We start from the raw sequence: 23,885 nt of genomic DNA on the forward strand, positions 1-23,885 counted from the left end.
GTGCATCCCTGATATAGGGACATACTGGGATGCGTTTGCCGAATGGGCACCGCTCACCGGTCGCGACGCGCGACTCGCGGAGGCGGAGCGCGCCGTAACCGCGTATCGTCCGGAATATGGGCCGATTCATCTATGGCGCCGCGGCCGATTCCGTGGAGATCGACGACAGGACGCTTGCGCATCTTCGTATCGTCGTCATGAACAAGCTGCGCCGGGGCGAACCGTTTATGTTCGACACCCGTCTGGGGGAGGGAATCGGGCGGCGGAGCTTCTGGCTGAGCCCCTCCATCCCGATTCAGTTCCACTTCTCGGGAGGGCGCGCGCCGCGAATCAATCGCGCGTGGCTCGACGAGCTGATGAAGGCGGCATCCGGGCCCAACGGTCTCACCGTGATGCCCGAGCCGCCGGACCCGAGCGAGATGCCGGCCGCCGACGCCTGATCGCCCAGGCGGAAGCTGGCAGTCTCGGCCGAAAAAAGGAGAGCCCCCGGTCACCCGGGGGCTTTCCTTGTTGGCGGGCCGAGGCGGATCAGGCCTCCGCGTCGGCGCCGACGTGCTCGGAGATGAGCTGGATGCCGCCGAGGGCATTCGCCGACTGGGCGAGCTCCTCGATCCACTCTCGGTTGAGCTCGGGAGCGTTCGGCTCGTCGAACTCGAAGCGGACCGGGATCGAGGGGTGCAGCCAGATCGTGCTGCGGCCGGTACCGTCCTCTTCGGGGTGCTGCCACGACACGGTGAAGCTCTCCTGGCGTCGGAGCTTGGCGACGACGACGACCTTGAGGTGCGCCAGAGCGCGATCGGCGATATGGATCGGCTTGGAGTCGGTGCCGTAGTGAAGGATGCCCATGCTCCGCACAGTAGCTTGCGTTTCCTGTGTGCCCTAATGATCGCCAACAACGGTCCCGCCCTTCGGGACCGGACCGGCGTGTCTCGCCGCGTCATCCGGGGTCTCTCGGGCAGGATGTGCCGCCCGCCCCTGGCAGAATGGGATCACCCCACCGAAAGAGGTCTGACGTGCAGTACATCTCCACCCGTGGCGGCATGTCGCCGGTGTCTTTCAGCGAGGTCCTGCTGGAGGGCCTGGCGCCCGACGGCGGGCTCGCGGTGCCCGAGGCCCTGCCGCGGGTCAGCGGCGAGACCCTGGAGACGTGGCGCGCGCTGACCTACCCCCAGCTGGCCGCCGAGGTGATCGGTCTGTTCGCGACCGACATCCCGCGCGAGGATCTCGCCCGGATGACCGAGGCCGCGTATGTCGAGTTCCCGGATGCCGTGGTGCCGCTGCGTCCGATCGGCGACGGTGTGACGCTCGTGGGTCTCTCGGAGGGCCCGACGCTCGCGTTCAAGGACATGGCGATGCAGTTCCTCGGCCAGGTCGTCGAGTACGTGCTCGAGAAGAAGGGCACAACGCTCAACATCCTCGGCGCCACGTCGGGCGACACCGGGTCTGCGGCCGAGTATGCATTCCGGGGCAAGCACGGCGTCTCGGTCATCATGCTCTCGCCGCAGGGCCGGATGAGCGACTTCCAGCGCGCGCAGATGTACGCGCTGCAGGACGACAACATCCACAACGTCTCGGTGGAGGGTGTCTTCGACGACTGCCAGAACCTCGTCAAGGAGCTCGCCGGCGACGTGGAGTTCAAGCGCGCCCATCGCCTCGGCGCGGTGAACTCGATCAACCTCGCCCGCATCGCGGCGCAGAGCGTCTACTACTTCTGGGCCTGGCTGCGCGCCACCGACGCCGTGGCCGAGAGGGTCGGCTTCGAGGTGTCGTTCACGGTGCCCTCCGGCAACTTCGGCAACATCCTCTCGGGCTACTTCGCGAAGCAGATGGGCGTGCCGATCCGCCGCCTGGTGCTCGCCGCCAACGAGAACAACGTGCTCGACGAGTTCTTCCGCACCGGCATCTACCGACCGCGCTCGAGCGCGCAGACGCTCGCCACCTCGAGCCCCTCGATGGACATCTCGAAGGCCTCCAACCTGGAGCGCTTCATCTTCGACCTCGTCGGGCGCGACCCGCAGAAGGTGGTCGCCGCCTGGGGCGAGCTCGACGCGCAGGGCTTCTTCGACATGAGTGCGGATCAGCCGCGCTTCGAAAGCGAGTTCGGCATCGTCTCGGGCACCTCGACCCACGCCGACCGCCTCGCCACGATCCGCTCGGTGCACGAGGCGGGCTTCGGCATCATCGACCCGCACACGGCCGACGGTGTGAAGGTCGCGCGCGAGAACATCGAGGACGGCGTGCCGATGCTCGTGCTGGAGACCGCCAAGCCCGAGAAGTTCGCCGAGACCATCGATGAGGCCATCGGTGTGAAGCTCGAGTACTCCGAGGAGCTGCAGCAGCTGCTCGCCGCCCCTCAGCGCGTCACCACGCAGTCGGGCGACGCCGCCGAGCTCCGGGCGTTCATCGCGGCGAACGCCTTGCTCTGACCCGTCGCATCCGCACCTCCTGACGTCGAACCCGAAAGCAAGGTCGCTTCATGTCTGTGAACCCTCCCTACCGCGCCGACATCGTCGGATCCTTCCTGCGCCCCGAGTCCATCCACGCCGCCCGCGCCGAGTTCGCCGAGGGGTCGCTCGACGCCGAGAGCCTGCGCCAGGTCGAGGACGTCGAGATCGCCGCCCTCGTGAAGAAGCAGGTCGAGAACGGCCTGAAGCTCGTGACCGACGGCGAGTTCCGTCGCTCGTGGTGGCACTTCGACTTCTTCGACGGCCTCGATGGCATCTCGATCGTCGACACCGACCACGGCCTGCCGTTCCAGGGTGTGCAGACGCGCCACAAGGCCGTGCAGGTCAACGGCACGATCGGCTTCTCGAACCACCCGCACCTCGAGCACTACCGGGCGCTCGCCGCCCTGGCCGAGGCGGAGGGTGTGCAGCCCAAGGCGACGATCCCCTCGCCCACGGTGCTCGACTTCCGCGTCGAGCCGCAGAACATCGTGGGCGGCTACGCCAGCCGCGACGAGTACGTCGACGACCTGGTCGAGGCCTACCGCGACGCCGTGAAGGCGTACTACGCCGCCGGCTGCCGCTACCTGCAGTTCGACGACACGGCCTGGGCGTACCTGTGCAGCCCCGAAGAGCTCGAGCGCGCCCAGACCGAGCGCGGCATCGAGACCGACGGTCTCGGCGACCGCTATGCGGACATCCTGAACCGCGTGCTCGAGGTGAAGCCGGACGACATGGTCATCACCACGCACATCTGCCGCGGCAACTTCCGCTCGACGTGGATCTCGTCGGGAGGCTACGAGCCCATCGGCGAGCAGCTGTTCTCGGTGAAGTACGACGGGTTCTTCCTCGAGTTCGACGACGACCGCTCCGGCGGGTTCGAGCCCCTGCGCTTCCTGCCGAAGGGCGACCAGGTCGTTGTGCTCGGCCTCATCACCACGAAGTCGGGACTGCTCGAGGACATCGAGACGGTCAAGGCGCGCATCCGCGAGGCCGCGCAGTACGCGCCGCTCGAGCAGCTCGCGCTGAGCCCCCAGTGCGGCTTCGCCTCGACGGAGGAGGGCAACGTGCTCTCCGAGGACGAGCAGTGGGCGAAGATCCGCGAGGTCGTGGCCATCGCGGACGACGTCTGGAGCTGAGCCCGCGCCGGAACGACCACGTCGAGATGCCCCAGGTCTGCGCAAGGCCTGGGGCATCTCGACTCGCTCCGCTCGCTCGATGAGCGGGTGGGTGGGGGTGTGGGTGCCGGTGGTTGTGGGTCACCGGATCTTCGTGCGGTAGATCGCGATCGACGCGACGTAGGCCACGACAAGGATGCCGAGCATCCAGGCGAGTGCGATCCAGATGGCGGAGCCGACCGGCTCGCCCGCGAACAGCGCGCGGATCGTGTCGACGATCGACGTGACCGGCTGATTCTGCGCGAACCAGGCCACGGGGCCCGGCATCGAGTCGGTCGGTGCGAACGCCGAGCTGATGAACGGCAGGAAGATCAGCGGGTAGCTGAACGCGCTCGCGCCGTCGACGGTCTTCGCCGAGAGGCCCGCGATCACCGCGACCCAGGTCAGGGCCAGGGTGAACAGCACGATCATGCCGAGCACGCCCAGCCAGGCCACGACGCTCGCGCCGGTGCGGAAGCCCATCAGCAGGCCGACGCCGATGACGAGGGCGACCGAGATGAGGTTCGACACGAGCGAGGTGAGCACGTGGGCCCACAGCACGCTCGAGCGGGCGATCGGCATCGACTGGAACCGCTCGAACAGGCCGCCCTGCATGTCGAGGAACAGCCGGTACGCGGTGTAGGCGATGCCCGAGGCCACCGTGATCAGCAGGATGCCCGGCAGCATGAACGACACGTAGGGCTTGTCGGTGCCCGTGTCGATCGATCCGCCGAACACCCACGTGAACAGCAGCATGATCGCGATCGGGGTGACCGCGGTCGTGATGATCGTGTCGGGACTGCGCAGGATGTGCCGCAGCGAGCGTCCGGTCAGGACGGTCGTGTCGGCCAGGACGTTGCTCATGACTCCGCCTTTCCGGAGGTCGCTTCTGTGGGGGTGGGGTCGCCCACCAGGGCGAGGAAGACGTCCTCGAGGGACGGCTCCTTGGGGACCAGGATCGGCTCGCCTCCGCTGGGGAGGAGGGCCTTCAGCTCGGCGAGGGTGCCGTTCTGGATGATCCGGCCCTGGTGCAGGATCGCGATGCGGTCGGCGAGCTGCTCGGCCTCGTCGAGGTACTGCGTGGTGAGCAGCACCGTGGTGCCGCCCTCGGCGAGCTGCTTCACGGTCTGCCAGACCTCGATCCGGGCCTGGGGGTCGAGGCCCGTGGTGGGCTCGTCCAGGAAGATGATCGAGGGCTCGCCGATCAGGCTCATCGCGATGTCGAGCCGGCGGCGCATCCCGCCCGAGTAGGTGCCGGCCCGGCGGCCGCCCGCGTCGGTCAGCGAGAACCGCGCGAGCAGGTCGTCGGCGATGGCGCCCGGGTTCTTCAGGTGCCGCAGCTGTGCGATCAGGATGAGGTTCTCGCGTCCGGTGAGGATCTCATCGACCGCCGCGAACTGGCCCGTGAGGCTGATCGCCTCGCGCACCGCGTTCGCCTGCGACGCGACGTCGGCGCCCGCGACGGTCGCGGATCCGGCGTCGGCCTTCAGGAGGGTCGACAGGATGCGCACCAGCGTGGTCTTGCCGGCGCCGTTCGACCCCAGGAGGGCGAAGATGCTGCCCGGCGCGACGTCGAAGTCGACGCCGCGCAGCACCGTGAGGTCTGCGAACGACTTCTCGATGCCGCGGACGGAGATGGCGGCGGTCATGATCCTTGCTCCTTCGCTGCGTCGTCGATCGCCTTCGTGAGGCGGGCGCGCTCCTTGTCGATCCATCGCTGCCCGCCGTAGGCGAGCGTGAACTGCTCGGCGAACTCCACCGCGTCGTCGCCGACGATCTCGCGCACCGGGGTGCCGTCGATGGCGGCGCGCTCCCAGAGGTCGACGAGGTCGGTGAACATCTGCGTGAGGGTGTCGCCGTCGGTGACGCCGCCCTGGTACATGAAGTACCGGTGCATCGACTTCGCGGCGGTCTTGTACGGCTCCGGCAGCGCGTCCATGCGGGCGACGGTCTGCTTGTACTGCTTCTTCTGCTCGAGCGATCCGGTCAGGATCTCGATCCACTTCATGGCCATGATCAGTTCCGTTCTTCGTGCTGGTCGGTGTGGGGAAGGTCTTCGATGCGCTGGGCCAGGAAGGTCCAGGTGGTCCAGAACTCGGCGAGCTGATCGCGACCGGCCTGGTTGAGGGTGAACAGCTTGCGGGGCGGGCCCTTCTCGGAGGGCACCTTCTCGACCTCGACGAGGCCCTTCTGCTCGATCCGGACGAGGAGGGCGTAGATCGTGCCCTCCGTGATGTCGGCGAAGCCGCGCTCTCTCAGGTCGGCCGTGATCTCGGGCCCGAACGCGCTGCGCTCGGCCAGGATCGCCAGGACGATGCCCTCGAGCGTGCCCTTGAGCATCTCGGTCATCTGGCTTCCCATGGGGATCGCCTCCTCTCTTCTCGGTAGTCGGTGTTGCTGAGTACGGGTATTAAGTTACGCCGAGTACCGGTACTCCGCAACACTGAATACTGAGAGTTCCCTGGCGGCGTGCCTACGGTGGTCCCGTGACGGATGACCTGCACTCCCTGTTCGCGGATGCCCGCGCCCGCTTGGCGGGCGCGCCGCAGGAAGCGATCGGCGTTGTGCGCGAGCCCGGGCGCCTGCGAGCGCTGGTGGGAGGCGGGGCGCGCATCGTGCGTGTGGGTTCGGCCTGGCGCCTGGGCGTGCTGCTCGTCGCGCCCGACGAGGTGCTCTCGGTCGGAGAGGTGCTGCGCGCCGGCGATCCGGGGCGCCGTGGCTACGCGGCCGAGTCGGCGCGGCATCGCGCCGAGCTGCGCGCCATGGCGCTGCAGGGCGGCTTCGCCCCCGGCGAGACCGTGCATCTGGATGCCGCGCCCCTGGACCTCGCGGCCGTCGCCGCGGGCGGATCATCCGGTCCGCTGTCGATGGACGGCGGCCGCGCGCTCATCCGCTGGGCCCCGGGCGCCGCCCCCATGCCCCTCGACGCCTATCTCGCCGAGCGCATCGCCCTGCTGCGCGAGCCCCCCGCCGGCGCCTGACGTCACCCGCCCGGCGCAGGCGCAGGCGCAGACGCAGGCGCAGGCACACACGCAGGCGCAGGCGCAGCGGTGCCGATCTCGAAAAGAAGGGGGAGCGAAGCGACCCGGGCCCCTTCTTTTCGAGGTCGTGTGCCGCGGAGCCGGAGCCGGGGGTCGCTCCGGTGGCCGGACCGGCGCCTGAGGTGGCTAGGCGCGGACGCAGGCGCAGGTGCAGCGGTGCCGATCTCGAAAAGGAGGGGGGAGCGAAGCGACCCGGGCCCCTTCTTTTCGAGGTCGTGTGCCGCGGAGCCGAAGCCGGGGGTCGCTCCGGGGGTCGGAGCAGTCGGGCGGGGGTCAGCGCGGAGGCAGGCGCAGGTGCAGGCGCAGGCGCAGACGCAGGCGCAGGCGCAGCGGTGCCGATCTCGAAAAGGAGGGGGGAGCGAAGCGACCCGGGCCCCTTCTTTTCGAGGTCGTGTGCCGCGGAGCCGGAGCCGGAGCCGGAGCCGGGGGTCGCTCCGGGGGTCGGAGCAGGCAGGCGGGGTCAGCGCGAGGAGTGCGCCGTGCGACCGCGCACGATGCCGACGAAGGTGTCGACGTCGGCGGTTGTGCGATCCGCGTGCCAGGCGAGCGCGACGGTGGAGGTGGGCGCGCCGCGCAGGGGGATCGACTCGAGGTCCTTGCGGTGGTGCAGTCGGGCCAGCGACAGCGGAACGACGAGGAAGCCGACGCCCGCCGCGACGGTCGCGATCGCGTCGGCCGTGGTCTCGGGTGGAACGAAGCGGGGCGGCTGGGTGCCCGGGAGATCCAGCGGGTCGAGCACATGGTCGCGGGGCACGATGAGCACCTCGCCCGCCAGATCCGACGGATCCAGCTCCTCGGCGGCGGTCAGCGACGAGTCGGCGGAGGTGACGACCACGGACTCCTCGTCGTAGAGGCGGATCACGTGCAGGTCGGTCTTGTCGATCGGGAGGCGAATCAGTGCCGCATCGACCGTGCCGGACAGGATCGCCTCGCGCTGGGAGGCCACGTCGAGCGGCACGTAGACGAGCTCGACGTGGGGCAGGCGCTCGCGCCAGCGATCGATCCACTTGCCCGGTGTCGCACCGGGGATGGCGCCGAGCCGGAACGTGCGGGGCGCTTCGGGTGCCGGGGCGGGCGCGGGCGTCGGGCGTGGCCGGTGCGGCTGTCCGCTCTTCCCGGGCGCGGGCCGCTTCGCCCCGCCCTTGGCGGATCCGGGAGGGGTCCTGCGCCTGCCGCCGCCGCGTCCGGTCTGAGCCATGAGCCCAGATTATTACGCGGCTCGGGTCGGGTGATCCGGCCTCGTGGGGCGACCTCTCGCGCGTGGGCGGGCGGGGGCAGGCCCGCCCGATGCACGGAATTCCCGGTCAGCCGCGGGATAGGTTTGTCTTTATGCGCATCGGTGGCCTTTCCGCCCCCGGCGCCCCTCAGTCTCACAAGGAGTGCTCGTGATCGAAATCCCCGACCGCCCCCGCATCTCGGTGGTCACGGACGACGACGGCAGTGGCATCGTCACCGTCGACGGCGTGACCCGCTCCATCAAGGCCTCCGACGCCGCAGGTGCGCGCAAGGCCGTGCTCGCCCTGGTCGTGGAGGTCGCGCAGGAGCACCGCCGCCCCGTCCGCGTGGCGGCCAGCGGCAGCGACGGCGTGCGCATGCTCGTGGTCTCTCCGGATGGATCCGTCGAGGAGGGTCTCGAGACGCCGGCGGAGGAAGCCCCCGTCGCGGCGCCCTCCGAGCCCTCGATCGTCACCAGCGTGCCGAAGTCGACGCCCGTGGCGCCGGCGGCCGGTCGCACCCCCATCTCGTACGAGGTGATGTCGCAGGACGACCCCGAGGCCGTGTTCAAGGCTCCGGCGGCACCCGCGGCGGCACCGGCTGCGGCCTCCGCGCCCAAGGCTCCTGCTGCCGCGCCCAAGGCTCCTGCTGCCGCGCCCAAGGCGCCCGCTGCCGCCTCCGCGCCCGCGGCTTCGGCGCCCGTGGCGCCCGTGGCGCCGGTGGCGCCGGCGGCGACCACGTCGAAGCTGGCCGGTCTGGCGAACAGCAGGCTCGCCGACCCGGCGGGCGCGGTCAAGCGCGAGCCGATCGAGCCCGCTCCCACAACGCCCGCCGCCTCGGCCGCGGCTCCCGCATCCGCCCCCGCGCGTGCGTCGCGGGCGCTCGAGGAGGACGCCCCGAGCGTCCTGCCCGGCGCCGAGCCTCTCAGCCGCCGCGACGCGCGTCTGCTGACCGCGCGCGACTTCGCCGAGTCGGCCAAGCCCGCCAAGCCCGTGCCCGCGCAGGAGGGGTTCCGCGGCGGTATGAACAAGCTCGGCTTCCGGCTGAAGCCGGGCAAGGCCGAGCAGCTCACGCGTGATCGACGCGAGGCGGTGCAGCGCGCCTTCTCGGGCCGCAAGACCATCGCCGTCATCGGGGAGAAGGGCGGCGTCGGCAAGACGACCACGACCTATCTGCTCGGAGCGACGCTCGGACGCGTGCGCGGCGGCAGCGTGCTCGCCTGGGACAACAACGAGTTCAAGGGCACCCTGGGCATCCGCTCGCTGCCCGCGGCCGACCACGACCACACGGCCATCGACCTGCTCGAGCACGTGCACCTGCACGGCGCCGGCGAGCTCTCGTCGAGCGACCTCATCGACTTCGTCCGTCCTCAGGGCGAGAACAAGTTCGACGTGCTCGCCTCGCAGAGCCTCGACGGCGACAGCGACGTGATCGACGAGGAGGCCTTCGGCCTCCTGCACGACACGCTCAGCCGCTCCTACCGCGTCATCATCATCGACACCGGCAACAACTCGAAGGCCGGAACGTGGCAGTCGGCCGTCGCCGAGGCCGACGTGCTCGTGCTGACGACGATCGTCAAGGAGGACAGCGCACGCACGCTGGCCTCCATGGCCGACACGCTCGTCTCGCACGGCTTCGAGGAGAAGCTGCGCAACGCGGTCACGGTCATGAGCCACCCGTCGCCGACCAGCTACCCCGACCTCGAGAAGCGCCTGACGAACCACATGGGTCAGCTCACGCGCCAGGTCGTCTCGGTGCCGTTCGACCCTGCGCTCGACCGCGGTGACGTCATCGACTACGACGCCCTGTCCGAAGAGTCGCGGGAGGCCTGGCTCGAGGTCACCGCCTGCGTGGCGGCCGGCCTGCGCTGACCGGATGCCGCGCGGCGGCACTCACTCGTGCGCCGAGCGAGTGCTCGCCGAGCGGCTGACCGCCGGCCGAGCGGCCGTCAGGCGGGAGGGATCAGGCGGCGAGGTGAAGGCCGCGGGCGTCGGTGATGACGGTGCCGCCGGCCGGGATCGCCTCGTCGTCGCCGATCTTCGCGTTCTTCGCCACGCGCGCGCCCTCGCCGACGCGGGTGCGGACCCCCACATGCGCGCGAGCCCCGACCTGAGCCTTGGGCCCGATGTGCGCGTTGGCGTCCACATAGGCCTCGGGGCCGATGACGGCCTCCGACTCGACCCACGCGCCGCGCGCGATCGTCGCGCCGGCGGCGACCTGCGCCCTCGGCTCGACGTATGCTCCGAGTTCGACGCGCGCATCCGGGTGCACCTTGGCTCCGTGCGCGACGAGGCCGCGCCCGTTCACGTGCTTGCGGTAACGCAGCGTCTCGCCGTGATCGTTCTCGATATCGACGTAGTTCTTGCCCACGATGACGACAACGATGAGGGCGCGAAAGGTATTCCCTCTCAGCAGAGGTGCGGCGTGTCGGATCCGGGGATTCGCCGGGAAGATGGAGACATGATCATCGAACACGCGATTCTGCCGGTGCGCCCGGGCCACGAGGCGGAGTTCGAGGCCGCGATCCGCCGGGCCCGCAGGCTGATCGCCGTGCAACCGGGGTTCCGACGCATGATGGTGTCGCGATCCGCCGAGACGCCCAACGAGTATCTGCTGCTCGTGGAATGGGCCACCATCGACGCGCACACCAAGGGTTTCCGCCTGTCGCCGGAGTACAACGAATGGAAGGCCCTGCTGCACCACTTCTACGAGCCGTTCCCCGTCGTGGAGCATTTCGTTCCGATCGAGCTCGAGGAGAGCGGACAGTGACGAACCAGACCGCGAGCCGTTCGCTCGTCTTCGACTGGGAGCAGACCCGGCACACCGTCGCCGAGGACGTGCTCGGCATCATCACCGGCACGTTCGTGGCGGCTCTGGGCCTCTCGCTGCTCAAGGCCGTGAACGCCGTGACCGGTGGCACGGCCGGGCTCGCGCTGCTTCTCGTGCAGGCCACGGGCTGGCCGCTCTGGCTGCTCTTCCTGGTGGTGAACCTGCCGTTCGCGGTGCTCGCGCTGTGGAAGAAGGGTGTGCGCTTCACGGTGCTGACCATCGTGTGCATCTGCGCCGTGTCGGGCTTGTCGGTCGTCAATGCGCAGCTGCTGCCGCTCGAGGGTGCCGATCCGATCTACGCCGTTGTGGGAGGCAACCTGCTCGCGGGAGTGGGGCTGCTGATCCTGTTCCGTCACGGCGCGAGCGTCGGCGGCGTGAACATCGTCGCGCTGCTGCTGCAGGAGCGCACGCGCTTCCCGGCCGGATGGACGCAGCTGTCGGTCGACGTGATCGTGATCCTGGCGTCGCTGGTCGTGCTGCCGTGGCCCATCGTGCTGCTGAGCGCCGCGGGCGCCGTGGTGATGGGCTTCGTGCTCGCGCTGCACCATCGTGAGGGCCGCTACATCGGGCACTGACCGGGATCGATCCGGATGTCGCGGATCGATCAGGCCGGCTGGCAGTGCGGGCACCAGTAGACGACGCGTTCGGTGGTGACGCTCGACCCGAGGGCGGAGCGCCGGATGGGCGTGCCGCAGCGCCGGCACGGGCGGCGCTCGCGGCCGTACACCCAGCGCTCGAACCCACGACGGCTGTCGCCCGTGAACACCCGCACGGGCAGCTCGACGTTGCGGCGGATCGTGCGCACACCGAGGTCGAGGAGGGCGACGGCATCCACCTCGGTGCCGGGCCGCTCGGGGTGCACTCCCCGCAGGAAGAGCAGCTCGCTCGCGTACTCGTTGCCGAATCCCGCCACATTCCGCTGATCCTGCAGGGCGACATGGATCGGCCGCGGGTCGGAGGCGATGGCGGCAGCCGCCCGGGCGGCGGCCTCGGGAGTCCAATCGTCGGCGAGCGGATCGGGGCCGAGATGGCCGACCACACGCTGCTCGTCGCGAGTGGGCAGCACCTCGACCATCGCGAGCTCGAAGCCGACGGTTTCGTGGGCCGTGGTGCTGACGATGGCCCGGGCTTTGAACGCGGGTTTGCGCCACTTCTCGCCCGCTCGGTACACGTGCCACTCGCCCTCCATCTTGAGGTGCGAGTGCAGGGTGCTCTCCCCGATCCGGTGCAGCAGGTGCTTGCCGTGCGCTGCGACCTCGTGCACGATCTGCCCCCGCAGGTCGGCGTTCGCGCTGCCGGGCACGCGGATGTCGAAGCGCGCGACCTCACGGCCCGCCAGCACGGCGTTCAGCCGCCGCGCGGTGCGGTGCACGGTGTCGCCCTCGGGCATCTCAGCCTCGCGATCCAGGGGTGGGCTTGCGCAGGGTGAGACCCTTGGTCGACTCGACGAAGCCCGCCTCGCGCAGGGCCCGGCCGACCGCCGTGCCGTAGACGAACTCGCCGTTGACCTGCTCGATCGTCAGCGTCTCGAGGCGCCGGTCGCGCGCGGTGCGGGCGAGGTCGGTCGCGGCGGCCGACAGCACGGCCTCGTCGTCGGTGAAGGCGAGCGCCGTGCGCCCGCCGCGCTCGAGGTAGAGCACCAGCGATCCGTCGACGAGCACCACGAGGCCGCCGGCCTTGCGCCCCGGGCGGTGCTTGACCGCGTCGAGCGCGGGCCACGCGAGGGCGGCGCCGTACGGGTTGGCCGGGTCGGTGGCCGCGAGCGTGACCGCTCGCGGCGCGGCGCCATCGGGCGTGGTGGCGAACTGGCGCAGCCGATCGATCGTGGGCGAGGTGGCGAACTGCGCGGCGCCGAGCTTCTCGATCAGGTAGCCGCGGCGGCAGTGTCCGGCCTGCTCGAGCCCCGCGAGCACGCGGTACGCCTGCGCGAAGCCGCCGGGCAGGCCCTCGTTCTGCACGGCGCCGCGTGTCACCACGCCGTAGCGGTCGAGCAGCAGCGACGCCGTCGCCGTCGCGCGCACCGTGGGCTCCGGCTCGAGCAGCGGCAGCAGCGACCAACGCCCTCCCGAGGCCTGCGGACGCGGAGCGTTGGGGCTCGTCGTCGTGCCGAAGGTGGGGCGAGCGCCCCGGTAGAGGCGGGCGCGCGGGGTGCGGCGGGCTGCGCGGTGCGCCTGCGATCCGGCACCGATGAGCGACCGGATCGGCGCGAACGTGTCGTTCGTCACGCGGCCGGCCCACACGAGGTTCCACAGCGCCTCCACCGTGGCGATCTCGGTCTCGCCCTGCGCCAGCTCCTTCAGCTGGGGTGCGAAATAGGCGCCCCCGCCGGCGAGGGCGTGCAGCAGCCGCTGCTCGAGCGATTCGGGGTCGATCTCGATGTCGGAGGGCGGGATCGTGACGGGGGCGGCGTCGGCCGGGTGCAGGGCGATCCAGCCGTCCCGGCCCGGCAGCGATCCATGACCCGACCAGAGCACTTCACCCGTGGCCGTCAGCTCGTCGAGCATGGCGGGGGTGTAGTCCTTGACCCTCGAGGGCAGCACGAGCGACTCCCACGCGCTCGCCGGGATCGGCACGCCGGCGAGCTGGTCGATCGCGGCCAGCACGCCGTCGATGCCCTCGAGGGGGCGTGTGACGTGCTGCCAGTCGGGCAGGAACCGGGCGAACGCCTCAGGCGAGACGGGCTCGACACTGCCGCGCAAGGCGGCGAGCGAACGCATCCGGATGCGACGCAGCGCTTCGGCATCGCACCACTCCGGCTCGTCGGAGACGCCCGAGTCGGCGAGGTAGAAACCGGAGACCAGGCGGCCCTGACCCTCGAGCCGCTGCAGCGCGTGGCGCGCGACCGCGGGGCCGATGCCCAGGCGCTCGGCCACGGCGGCGGTCGTGAAGGGGCCGTGCGTGCGTGCGTAGCGGCTCACCACATCGCCGAGCGGGTCGGGCAGCGGTTCGAGGAACGCCACGGGGATGCCGACGGGAAGGGCGACGCCGAGCGCATCGCGCAGGCGGCCCGCGTCCTCGATCACGGCGTAGCGCTCGTGGCCCGCGATGGCGATGCGGATCGCGCGGCGCGCCTCGACGAGGGAGTCGAGGTGGGCGAGCGCCTCGGTGGGCTCCTCAAGGCGGGCGGCCACCTCGTCGACCGAGAGCGGACCGAGCACGCGCAGCAGATCGGCGGCGCCCTCGATGCCGCGGGCCTTGCGGTCGGGTGCCAGGCGCTGGGCCTCGGCCTCGAACTGCGCGATGACGTCGGGATCGAGCAGCTCGCGCATCTCGATCTTGCCGAGCAGCTCGGACAGCAGCGAGGGATCGACCGAGAGCGCGGCGGCGCGGCGCTCCGCGAGGGGGGAGTCGCCTTCGTACATAAACGCGCCGACGTACCCGAACAGCAGGTCGCGGGCGTAGGGGGAGGGCTGCGAGGGCTCGGTCTCGACCAGCCGGATGCGCCGCTCTCCGATCGAGCGGGTGATCCGCAGGAGGGCGGGCAGGTCGTAGACGTCCTGCAGCACCTCTCGCAGGGTCTCGAGGATGATCGGGAACGTCGGATGCCGGCGCGCCACCTCGAGCAGCTGCGCGGAGCGCTGCCGCTGCTGCCACAGGGGACTGCGCTTGCCGGGGTTCTGGCGCGGCATCAGGAGGGCGCGCGCAGCGCACTCGCGGAAGCGCGACGCGAACAGCGCCGATCCGCCGACCTCATCGGTGACGATGCGCTCGAGCTCGTCGGGGTCGAAGACGAACAGCTCGGCGCCGGGCGGCTCGGACTCGGCATCCGGGACGCGCGCGATGATGCCGTCGTCGCTCGCCACGGCAGACCCCTCGACGCCGAGGCGCTCGCGGATGCGGGCGTTGACCGCCAGCGCCCACGGCGCGTGCACGTGCATGCCGTAGGGGGAATGGAGGATGATGCGCCAGTCGCCGACCTCGTCTCGGCCGCGCTCGACCGTGAGTGTGCGGTCGGTCGGGAGGGATCCGGTGGCCTCCTTCTGCTCCGCCAGATAGCCGAGGAGGTTCTGCCGGGCGAACTCGTCGAGCCCCGCGTCGATGAGGCGCTGCTCGGCCTTGGCGGCGGTCGTCGAGGTGAGCTCGCGCGCGAAGGCACCCAGCGCCTCTCCGAGTTCGGCGGGCCGGCCGAGGCCGTCGCCGTGCCAGAAGGGCACCTTGCCCGGCTGGCCGAAAGCGGGCAGCACGTTGACGCGGTCGTGGGTGATCTCGACGATCTTCCAGCTGGTGGTGCCGAGGGTGAACACGTCGTTGACCCGCGACTCGTAGACCATCTCCTCGTCGAGCTCGCCGACGCGCGCGTTGCGCGTCTCGCCCGCGATGAAGACGCCGAACAGCCCGCGATCGGGGATCGTGCCGCCGCTCGTGACGGCCAGTCGTTGCGCCCCGGGGCGGCCCTCGATGGTGCCGGCGTCGCGATCCCACACCAGGCGAGGCCGCAGCTCGGCGAACTCGTCGGAGGGATAGCGGCCCGCCAGCAGGTCGAGCGTCGCCTCGAAGGCGCTGCGCGGCAGCGAGCGGAAGGGCGCGCTACGGCGCACCGTCTCGAACCAGCGCTCGACCTCGATCGATCCGAGCGCCGTGGCGGCCACGGTCTGCTGGGCGAGGATGTCGAGCGGATTCTGCGGCACCGCGATGGCCTCGATCTGCCCCGCCAGCATGCGCTCGGTGACGATCGCCGTGTGCAGCACGTCGCTGCGGTGCTTGGGGAACAGAGCCGCGCGCGAGATCTCGCCGACCTGGTGGCCCGCGCGACCCACGCGCTGCAGGCCGCTCGCCGCGCTCGGCGGCGCCTCGACCTGGATCACCAGATCGACCGCGCCCATGTCGATGCCGAGCTCGAGGCTGCTCGTGGCGACCACGCACCGCAGCTCGCCGGACTTCAGCTGCTCCTCGACGATCGCCCGCTGCTCCTTCGAGACGGATCCGTGGTGCGCCTTCGCGAGCACCGGATCCGCGCCTGGCGCCGGCTCGTCGGTCGTGCGGTCGCCGGTCGTGCGGTCGTTGCGCCCACCTGGCGAGCCGAGCCCCACGGGGCCGCCCTCGAGACGCTCGCCGTAGATCTCGTTCAGCCGCGCGGTCAGGCGCTCGGCCAGGCGACGCGAGTTCGCGAACACGATCGTCGACTTCGCGGCCAGGATGCGGTCGACGATCGCCTCCTCGACATGGGGCCAGATCGATCCGGTGATCTCAGTGGTCTCGGGGAGGAACCACTCCCCGTCGTCGCCCTTCTCGGCAGCGGGTGCCGCTCCCGCCGCAGGCGGCGGGTTCTGCATGTCGGCGATCGGCACCGTCACGCGCAGTTCGAAGGTCTTCGAGGCCTTCGGCGCGACGATGTCGACCGGCGCCGAGCCGCCGAGGAACCGCGCCACCTCGTCGATGGGGCGCACCGTGGCCGAGAGCCCGATGCGCTGCGCCGGCGTGTCGAGCAGCTCGTCGAGACGCTCGAGGCTCACCGCGAGGTGCGCACCGCGCTTGGTGGCCGCGACCGCGTGCACCTCATCGACGATGACCGTGTGCACCTCGCGCAGCGTCTCTCGCGCCTGGCTCGTGAGCATCAGGTACAGCGACTCGGGGGTCGTGATCAGGATGTCCGGAGGCTGACGCACCATGCGCTGGCGTTCGTTGGACGGGGTGTCTCCGGATCGCACGCCCACGCTCACCGTCGGCGCCTCGATCCCGAGGCGCCTCGCAGCGTGCGAGATGCCGACGAGCGGCGAGCGCAGGTTGCGCTCGACATCGACGCCCAGCGCCTTCAGCGGCGAGACGTACAGCACCTTCGTGCGCGGGGTGGACCCGTTCTCGGGCGCCTGCTTCTCGCGGATCGCCCTGTCGATCCCCCAGAGGAACGCCGAGAGCGTCTTGCCCGATCCGGTCGGCGCCACCACGAGCGCGTGCCGCCCCTGCGAGATGGCATCCCAAGCGCCGGCTTGCGCGGCGGTCGGCTCGGCGAACGCACCACGGAACCAGTCCCGCGTCGCGGGGGCGAATCGGTCCAGCACATCCACCACACCATCCTTGCGCGGGCCACCGACATTCGCGGGGGGCTTGCGCGCCGGCGACGGATTCGGGAGCGGCGGGATCAGCCCAGCTGCTCGCGCTGCTTCTCGAGGAAGACGCGCACGTCCTGCAGCTCGAGCTCGGAGACGGCGTGGCCCAGTGCGGGGTAGATACGGCCGACCAGGTCGGCGTGTGCGGGAAGCCACTCGGTGGTGTGCAGCACGAGAGCCGCCGGGATCACCTCGTCGAGCGTGCCTCGGCCCCAGAAGACCGGCGGCCGGTTCTCGGCGAGCTCGGCGTCGCGCGGCAGCTCGCCCGGTGTCGCGTACCCCGAGAGATTGACCACGAACGAGATGCGCTCCGGGGCGAGGCGCAGCGTCTGCAGCGCCACGGCTCCTCCCTGCGAGAACCCGAGCAGACCGACGGGGGCGTCGCCCGCGACCTCGCTGATCCACGCGACCACCGCCTCGGCGGCAAGGGTGGTGGGTCCGGCGTCGCGGGCATCGAGGCCCTCGATCGGGTACCACGACCGCCCCGGGGTGGGGAAAGGCGGGGCCAGCGGCGCGCGGAGCGCCGCGATCGCGAACCCGTCGGGCAGAAGGCTGCGCAGGGCGAAGAGGTCACGCTCGTCGGCGCCGTAGCCGTGCAGCAGCACCAGCAGGGGGCGCCCGTCGCGCTCGCCGGACCAGAGCACCGCATCGGAGTCGAGGGAGAGAGTCACCCGGCCAGTCTCCCCCGACCCGCCGACATCCGCACTCGAACGGAGGGGATCTCGGGTGCGGAGGGTGGGGTGGGCGGATCTGGTCCTCCCGCTGTGGGATGCCCTCCGGTCGCGTGCTCCCGCCGGGGTGGCACACGGGGAGGGGATCCCGCGTTCGGAGGGTGGTGTGAGCGGATCCGGTCTTCCCGTTGCGGGATCTCCTCCGGTCGCGTGCTCCCGCCGGGGTGCGCGTGGGGAGGGGGACTCGGATCTGGAGGGTGGTGTGGGCGGATCCGGTCCTCCCGTTGTGGGATGCCCTCTGGTCGCGGTGCGGGGCGGGGTGCGTGCGGGGAGGGGATCTCGGGGGGCGGGGTGGGGTGCGCGCGGAGAGGGGATCGCGGGCGGGGATCCCGGGTGCGGAGGGTTGAGCGGGCGGATCCGGTCCTCCCGTTGCGGGATCCCCTCCGGTCGCGTTGCCGGCCGGGGTTGCGCGCGGGGAGGGGACTCGGATCTGGAGGGTGGTGTGGGCGGATCTGGTCATCTCGTTGCGGGATCCCCTTCGGTCGCGGTGCGGCCCGGGGCGCGCGCGGGGAGGGGATCTCCGGTGCGGAGGCTCGTGCGGGCGGATCTGGTCCTCCCGTCGCGGGATGTCCTCCGGTCGCGGGGCGCACGGGGAGGGGATCTCGGGTGCGGAGGGTGGTGTGGGCGGATCCGGTCCTCCCGTCGCGGGATCCCCTCCGGTCGCGGTGCGGCCCGGGATGCCCTCCCGTCGCGGTGCGGCCCGGGGTGCACACGGGGAGGGGATCTCGGGTGCGGAGGGTGATGCGGGCGGATCTAGTCCTCCCGCTGTGGGATGCCCTCCCGTCGCGGGGCGGGCGGGGCGCGCGCGGGGAGGGGATCTCGGGTGCGGAGGGTGGGGTGGGCGGATCCGGTCCTCCCAGTGCGGGATGTCCTCCCGCCGCGCGGGCGCGGGCGAGCTCGGCGGGCGGATGTCCTGCCCAGCGGGTATACAAGACCTATGGCCGTGCGCACTCCCGATCCGGATCCCCAGGACCAGCCTGACGACTCCGACGCCGATTTCTCGGCTGTCGGTGCGGCGGGGTTCGGCGGCGTGCCGGGAGGCGGTGCCAACCCCGCCTGGTTGACCGACATCGAGCTCGCCGAGGTGCGACGGCGTATGCCGATCCTGTACGTCGAGGCCGTTCCGGTGCGCACCGACGGCACCGGCGCGGTGACGCAGGTCGGCATCCTGCTGCGCGCGACGCCGCTGGGCGAGATCACCCGCACTATCGTGTCGGGTCGGGTGCGATACGGCGAGACGGTGCGCGACGCGCTGTTCCGTCACCTCGAGAACGACCTCGGGCCCATGGCGTTCCCGCTGCTTCCGCCGTCTCCCGTGCCGTTCACGGTGGCGGAGTACTTCCCGATCCCCGGCGTCAGCGCCTATCACGACGACCGGCAGCACGCGGTGTCTCTCGCGTTCGTGGTGCCGGTGACGGGCACGATCGATCCGCGTCAGGACGCACTGGAGGTCACCTGGCTGACGCCCGCGGAGGCGTCGTCTCCGGCGCTCGCCGCAGAGATGGAGGGCGGTCGGTCGACGCTCATCCGCACGGCCCTGGCGAGCGTGGGCGCGCTGCGCTGAGCCGGATCCGCCGACGCGGGAGACGGATCCGCCCCCTCGCGGGACGGATCAGGCGAACGCGGCGTCGATGAGCGTCTCGGCGGCGCGGCGGGCGACGTGGGCCATCTTCGCGTCGCCCAGGATCGCAGCCGTGGTCTGCGCGCCCTCCGCGAGGATGGCGAGCTGCGGGCCGAGCTCCGCGGGTCCGCCGGCCTCGGCGACGAGCGCGTCCACCGTCGCGAGGAAGGACAGCTTGTGCTCGCGCACGGCGGTGGCCACGGCGGGGCTGCCGGCGCCGAGCTCGCCGAACGCGTTGATGAAGCCGCAGCCGCGGAAGTCGGATCGGTCGAACCACGCGGCGAGGTAGTCGTAGACCGCGAGCAGACGATCGCGCGGGCTCGGCACCTCGGCGAGGGCGCCGTCGATGCCGGTGTTCCAGCTCTGGTGCAGATTCTCGAGCACGCCGAGGATGAGGTCCTCCTTCGACGGGAACTGCTTGTAGATCGCCTTCAGCGAGACGCCGGCCGCGTCGCGCACGGCGTCCATCCCCACACGCCCGATGCCCTGCGTGTAGAAGAGGCGGCTCGCGGCCCGGATGATCTGCGTGCGGGCGTCTGCGTCGGTGGTCATGGTGTTCCTTTCTGGAGACAAGCGTAACCGGATCCGAGAACTATCGTTCTCGGATCCGGTTGCGAATCGGGGTTCAGGCCTGCACGAAGGAGATCAGCGCGGCGTTGACCTCCTCGGCGTGCGTCCAGAGCAGGCCGTGCGGGGCGTCCTCGATCTCGACGTAGGTGGCGGCCGGCACGGCCTCGTGGAAACGGCGGGCCGTGGCGTCGATCGGCAGCGTGCGGTCCTTCGTGCCGTGCAGGATCAGCGTGGGAACGGCCGCCTCGCGCACCGCCACGACGTCCTCGCGGAAGTCCTCGATCCACGAGTCGACCACGGCGTAGGCGGCGACCGGGGCGCTGCCGATCGCGGTGATCCAGCTGGCGCGCACGGTCTCCTCGCTGATGCGGGTGCCGAGGTTCTCGTCGAGGTTGTAGAAGTCGCTGTAGAAGTTGGTGAACCAGGCGAAGCGATCCGCCTTGGCTGCGGCCTTGATGCCCTCGAACACGCTGGCCGGCACGCCCTCCGGGTTGTCGTCGGTCTCGACGAGGAACGGCTCGAGCGAGGCGAGGAAGGCGAGCTTGGCGATGCGGTCGGATCCGAAGTTCTTCACGTAGCGGGCGAGTTCGCCGGTGCCCATCGAGAAGCCCACCAGGATCACGTCGCGCAGGTCGAGCGTCTCGAGCACCGTGTTGAGGTCGGCGGCGAAGGTGTCGTAGTCGTAGCCGGCCGCGACCTTCGAGGATCCGCCGAACCCGCGGCGGTCATAGGTGATCACGCGGTAACCCGCGTCGAGCAGCGCGACGGTCTGCTTCTCCCAGCTGTTCCCGTCGAGCGGGTAGCCGTGGATCAGCACAACCGGCTGGCCCTCGCCCTGATCGGTGTAGTGGAGCTCGATGGCGGTGGAGTTCTGCTGTCCGACGGTGATGTTGCCCATGATGTCCTTCTTTCGGCCTGGTGGAGAACGTTCGTTCTCGCTTGCTTGAAACCATATGAGAACGTACGTTCTCTGCGCAACCGTCCGTGCATCCCGGGCGTGTCGCGCGACTGGAGGGGGCGTCCGCGGAGGCGGAGCGGTGCCGATTCCGAAAAGTAGGGGGGAGCGAAGCGACCCGGGCCCCTGCTTTTCGGAATCGTGTGCCGCGCAGCCGCAGCGAACGCCCCCGCCTGTGGCCGCGCCCGGCCGGGGCGGCGGTGCGTAGGCTCGATCCGTGGAACCCCTGCACGACGTCGCCGTTCGCCATTTCGCCTCCGACAACTACGCCGGCGCTCATCCGGAGGTGATCGCGGCGATCGCCGCGGCGAACGGCGGGCACGCGGTGTCGTACGGCGAGGACCCCTACACCGCGCGGCTGCAGGAGCAGTTCGCCGCCCTGCTCGGCGAGGGCGTCGAGGCGTTCCCCGTGTTCAACGGCACGGGCGCGAACGTCACCGCGCTGCAGTCGATGGTGACGCGCTGGGGCGCCGTGATCACGCCGACGCTCGCGCACATCAACACCGACGAGGGGGCGGCGCCCGAGAAGATCGGCGGGTTCAAGCTGATCCCCGTATCGACGCCCGATGCCAAGCTCACCCCGGATCTGATCGCCGCCGTCGCCGGGTCGCGGGGGGTGCATCAGGCCGTGCCGCAGGTGGTGTCGATCACGCAGTCGACCGAGCTCGGCACGCTGTACTCGGTCTCCGAGATCGCCGCGATCGCCGACCGCGCCCACGAGTTGGGGCTCGCGCTGCACGTCGACGGTGCGCGCATCGCCAACGCGGCCGCCGCGCTCGGGGTGCCGCTGCGCGCGTTCACGCGCGACATCGGCGTCGACGTGCTGAGCTTCGGCGGCACGAAGAACGGCGCGATCGGGGCCGAGGCGGTCGTGGTGCTCAACCCCGACGCCGTGACGGGCATCGAGTTCCTGCGCAAGAGCGCCATGCAGCTCGCCTCGAAGATGCGATTCGTCTCGGCGCAGCTCGTGGCCCTGCTCACCGACGACCTCTGGCTCCGCAGCGGCGCGCACGCCAACGCGATGGCCGCGCGCCTGCGATCCGGGATCGAGGCGGGCCTGGCCGACGGATCCATCCGGGGCGTCTCGTTCACGCAGCCCACGCAGGTCAACGGCGTGTTCGCGGCGCTGCCCGCGGGCGCCGCGGACCGGATCCGTGACCGAGGGTTCCGCTTCTACGACTGGAACGAGGCGACGGGCGAGGTGCGGTGGCTGACGAGCTTCGACACCACGGAGGCTGACGTCGACGCGTTCGTCGCGGCGGTGGCCGACGCGACCCGCGGCTGACGCCGGATACATCGTGCGGCGGATGCGTGGTGTCGGAGGCGGCGCATACGGTGAGACGGATGGATGAGAGCACGCCCCGCCGCTGGATCGACCAGCTCCAGCCCCTGATCCGGCCCGTCAGCCAGACGCAGTGGGCGATCGACAGCGTGGCCGGGCTGCTGTTCCTGGCCGGATCGGGCCTGTTCCTCTTCCGCACGCTCGACGGCCCGGCAGACGTCATCCTCACGGGCATCACGATCCTGCTGATGGCGGCGGCGCTGATGACGAGCCGCGTGAGCCCGCCCATCGCCTTGACGACGGCCTGGGTCGGCGCGCTGTTCCAGATGGCCACGGGCCAGTCGCCCATGTTCGCGAACACGGCGATCTTCGTGGTGCTGTTCGCGACGGCGGCCTATGGCTCGCGTCTCGTGTACTGGGCGGGCTTCGTCTCGACGGCGCTGGGCGCCGTCGCGATCACGCTGTATCTCGCGGCGCCGTATTACGGCGTCACGCTGCGCGACGGCGTGCTCAACGCGCTGCTGTCGTTCTTCGCGGCGCTGTTCGCTCTCGCGCTGTCGTGGACGGCCGGCGCGCTGTTCCGCTCGGTCGTGCGGGGGCGGCAGGTGCGCATCGCGCAGCGCGCCGCCGAGGCACGCGCCGCCACCGAGGAGGAGCGCGGCCGCATCGCGCGCGACATGCACGACGTGGTGGCGCACTCGCTCGCGGTGGTGATCGCGCAGGCGGATGGCGCCCGCTACGCCGCCGCGGCCGATCCGGAGGCCGCGACGCGAGCCCTCACCACCATCAGTCAGACCTCGCGCGCGGCCCTGTCCGACGTGCGCCTGCTGCTGACGCAGCTGCGCCACAGCCAGTTCGGTGAGAGCCAGCAGGTCGGTCCCCAGCCGAGCCTCGCCGACCTCGAGCAGCTGTACGCGCAGGTGCGCGCGGCGGGAGTCGACCTGCGCGTCGACGTCGACCCCGCGCCCGTGGGCACGCCGCCGACGACCGTGCAGCTTGCGGTCTACCGCATCCTGCAGGAGGGCCTCACCAACACGCTGCGCCACGGAGACGGCGGCCCCGTCGATGTCGGCCTGTCCTGGCTGCCGGATCGGGTGGGCCTCGAGATCCGCAACGGCATCCGCGCCGACGGGCGCCCCTCGGACGGGGGCGGGCACGGGCTCATCGGCATGCGCGAGCGCGCGCAGCTGGTGGGCGGTCAGCTGCTCGCGGCCCCCGAGGGCGGCACGTTCGTGGTGCGGGCGACCCTGCCCATCCAGGCTGGGGATGACAGGATCGACGGATGATCCGCGTCGCGCTGGTGGACGACCAGGCCCTCTTCCGAGCGGGCATCCGCATGCTGGTGGCATCCCAGCCCGACCTCGAGGTCGTGGGGGAGGCGGGCGACGGGCGGGAGGCTCTCGCGCTCGTTGCACAGGCCCGACCGGACGTGGTGCTGATGGACATCCGGATGCCCGTGATGGACGGCCTCGCGGCGACCGCCGAGATCCTGCAGCAGCCGGATCCGCCGAAGATCGTGATGCTCACCACCTTCGACCTCGACGAGGCGGCCGCGCGGGCGATCCGGCAGGGCGCATCCGGGTTCCTGCTGAAGGACGCGGATCCGGAGTTCCTGCTCGCCGCGATCCGCACCGTGCACGCGGGCTCGTCGGTCATCGCGGCGGCGGCGACGCGCGACCTGTTCGCGCACTTCGCCGAGGCCCCGCAGCCCGTGCCGGCGTCGTACGGCGACCTCACCGAGCGCGAGCGCGAGATCTTCGCCCTCGCCGCTCGCGGCCTCAGCAATGCCGAGATCGCCGCGCGGGAGTTCCTCTCCGAGGCGACGGTGAAGACCCACATCAGCCGGATCCTGACGAAGCTCGCGCTGCGCGACCGCGTGCAGCTGGTCGTCTTCGCCTTCGAGCACGGACTGGCCTAGGCCTCACGCGCGCTCGGGGCGTCTCGACTCGCTTCGCTCGCTCGACGAACGGGGGGTGAGGGCACATGGCGCGCG

23 protein-coding genes are annotated in these 23,885 nt (G+C 71.1%); 11 read left to right on the forward strand and 12 right to left on the reverse strand.

Features of this window, described 5'->3' with window-relative positions:
* The first annotated feature begins 116 nt into the window (after positions 1 to 116).
* Complete coding sequence (locus J5V96_RS07810; RefSeq protein ID WP_208502508.1) at positions 117 to 440, forward strand: DUF7882 family protein; 324 nt, start codon at positions 117 to 119, stop codon at positions 438 to 440.
* Positions 441 to 528: 88 nt separating this feature from the next.
* On the opposite strand, the gene J5V96_RS07815 is transcribed toward J5V96_RS07810, so the two are convergent.
* Positions 529 to 846: a DUF7882 family protein gene (locus tag J5V96_RS07815; RefSeq protein ID WP_208502510.1), complete on the reverse strand. Its 318-nt coding sequence runs from the start codon at positions 844 to 846 to the stop codon at positions 529 to 531.
* Between the two features lie 167 nt (positions 847 to 1,013).
* Here J5V96_RS07815 and thrC point away from each other — a divergent pair, with 167 nt between their 5' ends.
* A complete protein-coding gene (thrC, locus tag J5V96_RS07820; protein WP_208502512.1) occupies positions 1,014 to 2,426 on the forward strand; it encodes a threonine synthase in 1,413 nt (470 codons plus the stop codon).
* Between the two features lie 50 nt (positions 2,427 to 2,476).
* Complete coding sequence (locus J5V96_RS07825) at positions 2,477 to 3,583, forward strand: 5-methyltetrahydropteroyltriglutamate--homocysteine S-methyltransferase (RefSeq protein WP_208502514.1); 1,107 nt, start codon at positions 2,477 to 2,479, stop codon at positions 3,581 to 3,583.
* Between the two features lie 120 nt (positions 3,584 to 3,703).
* On the opposite strand, the gene J5V96_RS07830 is transcribed toward J5V96_RS07825, so the two are convergent.
* The 4 genes from J5V96_RS07830 to J5V96_RS07845 are packed head-to-tail and all read right to left on the reverse strand — an operon-like array spanning position 3,704 to position 5,962.
* The gene (locus J5V96_RS07830; RefSeq protein ID WP_208502516.1) at positions 3,704 to 4,465 is read right to left on the reverse strand and encodes an ABC transporter permease; all 762 of its coding nucleotides are present in this window, start codon (positions 4,463 to 4,465) and stop codon (positions 3,704 to 3,706) included.
* Positions 4,462 to 5,253 carry an ABC transporter ATP-binding protein gene (locus J5V96_RS07835; protein WP_307793585.1) on the reverse strand — a complete coding sequence of 264 codons (792 nt, stop codon included), beginning with the start codon at positions 5,251 to 5,253 and terminating at the stop codon, positions 4,462 to 4,464. The genes J5V96_RS07830 and J5V96_RS07835 overlap by 4 nt, the downstream gene beginning before the upstream one ends.
* A complete protein-coding gene (locus J5V96_RS07840) occupies positions 5,247 to 5,615 on the reverse strand; it encodes a DUF1048 domain-containing protein (protein ID WP_208502520.1) in 369 nt (122 codons plus the stop codon). The genes J5V96_RS07835 and J5V96_RS07840 overlap by 7 nt, the downstream gene beginning before the upstream one ends.
* A gap of 2 nt (positions 5,616 to 5,617) precedes the next feature.
* Positions 5,618 to 5,962: a PadR family transcriptional regulator gene (locus J5V96_RS07845; RefSeq protein WP_208502522.1), complete on the reverse strand. Its 345-nt coding sequence runs from the start codon at positions 5,960 to 5,962 to the stop codon at positions 5,618 to 5,620.
* A 125-nt stretch (positions 5,963 to 6,087) separates the two neighbouring features.
* Here J5V96_RS07845 and J5V96_RS07850 point away from each other — a divergent pair, with 125 nt between their 5' ends.
* Positions 6,088 to 6,582, forward strand: a complete 495-nt coding sequence (locus J5V96_RS07850) for a glutaminase (protein WP_307793560.1) — start codon at positions 6,088 to 6,090, stop codon at positions 6,580 to 6,582.
* 520 nt (positions 6,583 to 7,102) lie between these two features.
* Here J5V96_RS07850 and J5V96_RS07855 read toward each other — a convergent pair.
* Positions 7,103 to 7,840 (reverse strand): LysR family substrate-binding domain-containing protein, encoded by a 738-nt coding sequence (locus tag J5V96_RS07855; RefSeq protein WP_208502527.1) that lies wholly within the window; start codon positions 7,838 to 7,840, stop codon positions 7,103 to 7,105.
* A gap of 187 nt (positions 7,841 to 8,027) precedes the next feature.
* Here J5V96_RS07855 and J5V96_RS17395 point away from each other — a divergent pair, with 187 nt between their 5' ends.
* A complete protein-coding gene (locus tag J5V96_RS17395; protein WP_307793561.1) occupies positions 8,028 to 9,728 on the forward strand; it encodes a MinD/ParA family ATP-binding protein in 1,701 nt (566 codons plus the stop codon).
* Between the two features lie 91 nt (positions 9,729 to 9,819).
* Here the strand turns inward: J5V96_RS17395 and J5V96_RS07870 are convergent, their stop codons facing one another.
* Complete coding sequence (locus tag J5V96_RS07870; protein WP_208502532.1) at positions 9,820 to 10,227, reverse strand: transferase; 408 nt, start codon at positions 10,225 to 10,227, stop codon at positions 9,820 to 9,822.
* Between the two features lie 90 nt (positions 10,228 to 10,317).
* Here J5V96_RS07870 and J5V96_RS07875 point away from each other — a divergent pair, with 90 nt between their 5' ends.
* Both J5V96_RS07875 and J5V96_RS07880 read left to right on the forward strand, forming a co-directional pair.
* A complete protein-coding gene (locus J5V96_RS07875) occupies positions 10,318 to 10,626 on the forward strand; it encodes an antibiotic biosynthesis monooxygenase family protein (protein ID WP_208502535.1) in 309 nt (102 codons plus the stop codon).
* Positions 10,623 to 11,261 (forward strand): YitT family protein, encoded by a 639-nt coding sequence (locus tag J5V96_RS07880; protein WP_307793562.1) that lies wholly within the window; start codon positions 10,623 to 10,625, stop codon positions 11,259 to 11,261. Before J5V96_RS07875 ends, J5V96_RS07880 begins: the two co-directional genes overlap by 4 nt.
* 29 nt (positions 11,262 to 11,290) lie before the next feature.
* On the opposite strand, the gene J5V96_RS07885 is transcribed toward J5V96_RS07880, so the two are convergent.
* The 3 genes from J5V96_RS07885 to J5V96_RS07895 all read right to left on the reverse strand — a co-directional run bounded on the left by J5V96_RS07885 (position 11,291) and on the right by J5V96_RS07895 (position 17,404).
* The gene (locus J5V96_RS07885) at positions 11,291 to 12,076 is read right to left on the reverse strand and encodes a DNA-formamidopyrimidine glycosylase family protein (RefSeq protein ID WP_208502539.1); all 786 of its coding nucleotides are present in this window, start codon (positions 12,074 to 12,076) and stop codon (positions 11,291 to 11,293) included.
* A gap of 1 nt (position 12,077) precedes the next feature.
* Entirely contained in the window at positions 12,078 to 16,694 is a 4,617-nt protein-coding gene (locus J5V96_RS07890; protein WP_208502541.1) for an ATP-dependent helicase, read from the reverse strand.
* 71 nt (positions 16,695 to 16,765) lie between these two features.
* Positions 16,766 to 17,404: an alpha/beta hydrolase gene (locus tag J5V96_RS07895; RefSeq protein ID WP_208502544.1), complete on the reverse strand. Its 639-nt coding sequence runs from the start codon at positions 17,402 to 17,404 to the stop codon at positions 16,766 to 16,768.
* Between the two features lie 997 nt (positions 17,405 to 18,401).
* Between J5V96_RS07895 and J5V96_RS07900 the strand changes: the two genes are divergently transcribed.
* Positions 18,402 to 19,028, forward strand: coding sequence for an NUDIX hydrolase family protein (locus J5V96_RS07900; protein WP_208502546.1), 627 nt, complete (start codon positions 18,402 to 18,404; stop codon positions 19,026 to 19,028).
* Between the two features lie 48 nt (positions 19,029 to 19,076).
* Here J5V96_RS07900 and J5V96_RS07905 read toward each other — a convergent pair whose 3' ends face one another.
* Positions 19,077 to 19,637: a TetR/AcrR family transcriptional regulator gene (locus J5V96_RS07905; protein ID WP_208502549.1), complete on the reverse strand. Its 561-nt coding sequence runs from the start codon at positions 19,635 to 19,637 to the stop codon at positions 19,077 to 19,079.
* 73 nt (positions 19,638 to 19,710) lie between these two features.
* Positions 19,711 to 20,553: an alpha/beta fold hydrolase gene (locus J5V96_RS07910; protein WP_208502551.1), complete on the reverse strand. Its 843-nt coding sequence runs from the start codon at positions 20,551 to 20,553 to the stop codon at positions 19,711 to 19,713.
* 274 nt (positions 20,554 to 20,827) lie between these two features.
* Here J5V96_RS07910 and J5V96_RS07915 point away from each other — a divergent pair, with 274 nt between their 5' ends.
* Genes J5V96_RS07915 through J5V96_RS07925 form a run of 3 tightly spaced genes read left to right on the forward strand, consistent with a single transcriptional unit; the run spans position 20,828 to position 23,810 of the window.
* Entirely contained in the window at positions 20,828 to 21,895 is a 1,068-nt protein-coding gene (locus J5V96_RS07915) for a threonine aldolase family protein (RefSeq protein WP_208502553.1), read from the forward strand.
* A gap of 59 nt (positions 21,896 to 21,954) precedes the next feature.
* On the forward strand, positions 21,955 to 23,178 hold the full coding sequence (locus J5V96_RS07920; protein WP_208502555.1) for a sensor histidine kinase: 1,224 nt from the start codon (positions 21,955 to 21,957) through the stop codon (positions 23,176 to 23,178).
* Positions 23,175 to 23,810, forward strand: coding sequence for a response regulator (locus J5V96_RS07925; protein WP_208502557.1), 636 nt, complete (start codon positions 23,175 to 23,177; stop codon positions 23,808 to 23,810). The genes J5V96_RS07920 and J5V96_RS07925 overlap by 4 nt, the downstream gene beginning before the upstream one ends.
* Positions 23,811 to 23,885: the final 75 nt, after the last annotated feature.

The sequence above is a fragment of the Microbacterium stercoris genome, from assembly GCF_017592545.1.
Lineage (GTDB): Bacteria > Actinomycetota > Actinomycetes > Actinomycetales > Microbacteriaceae > Microbacterium > Microbacterium stercoris.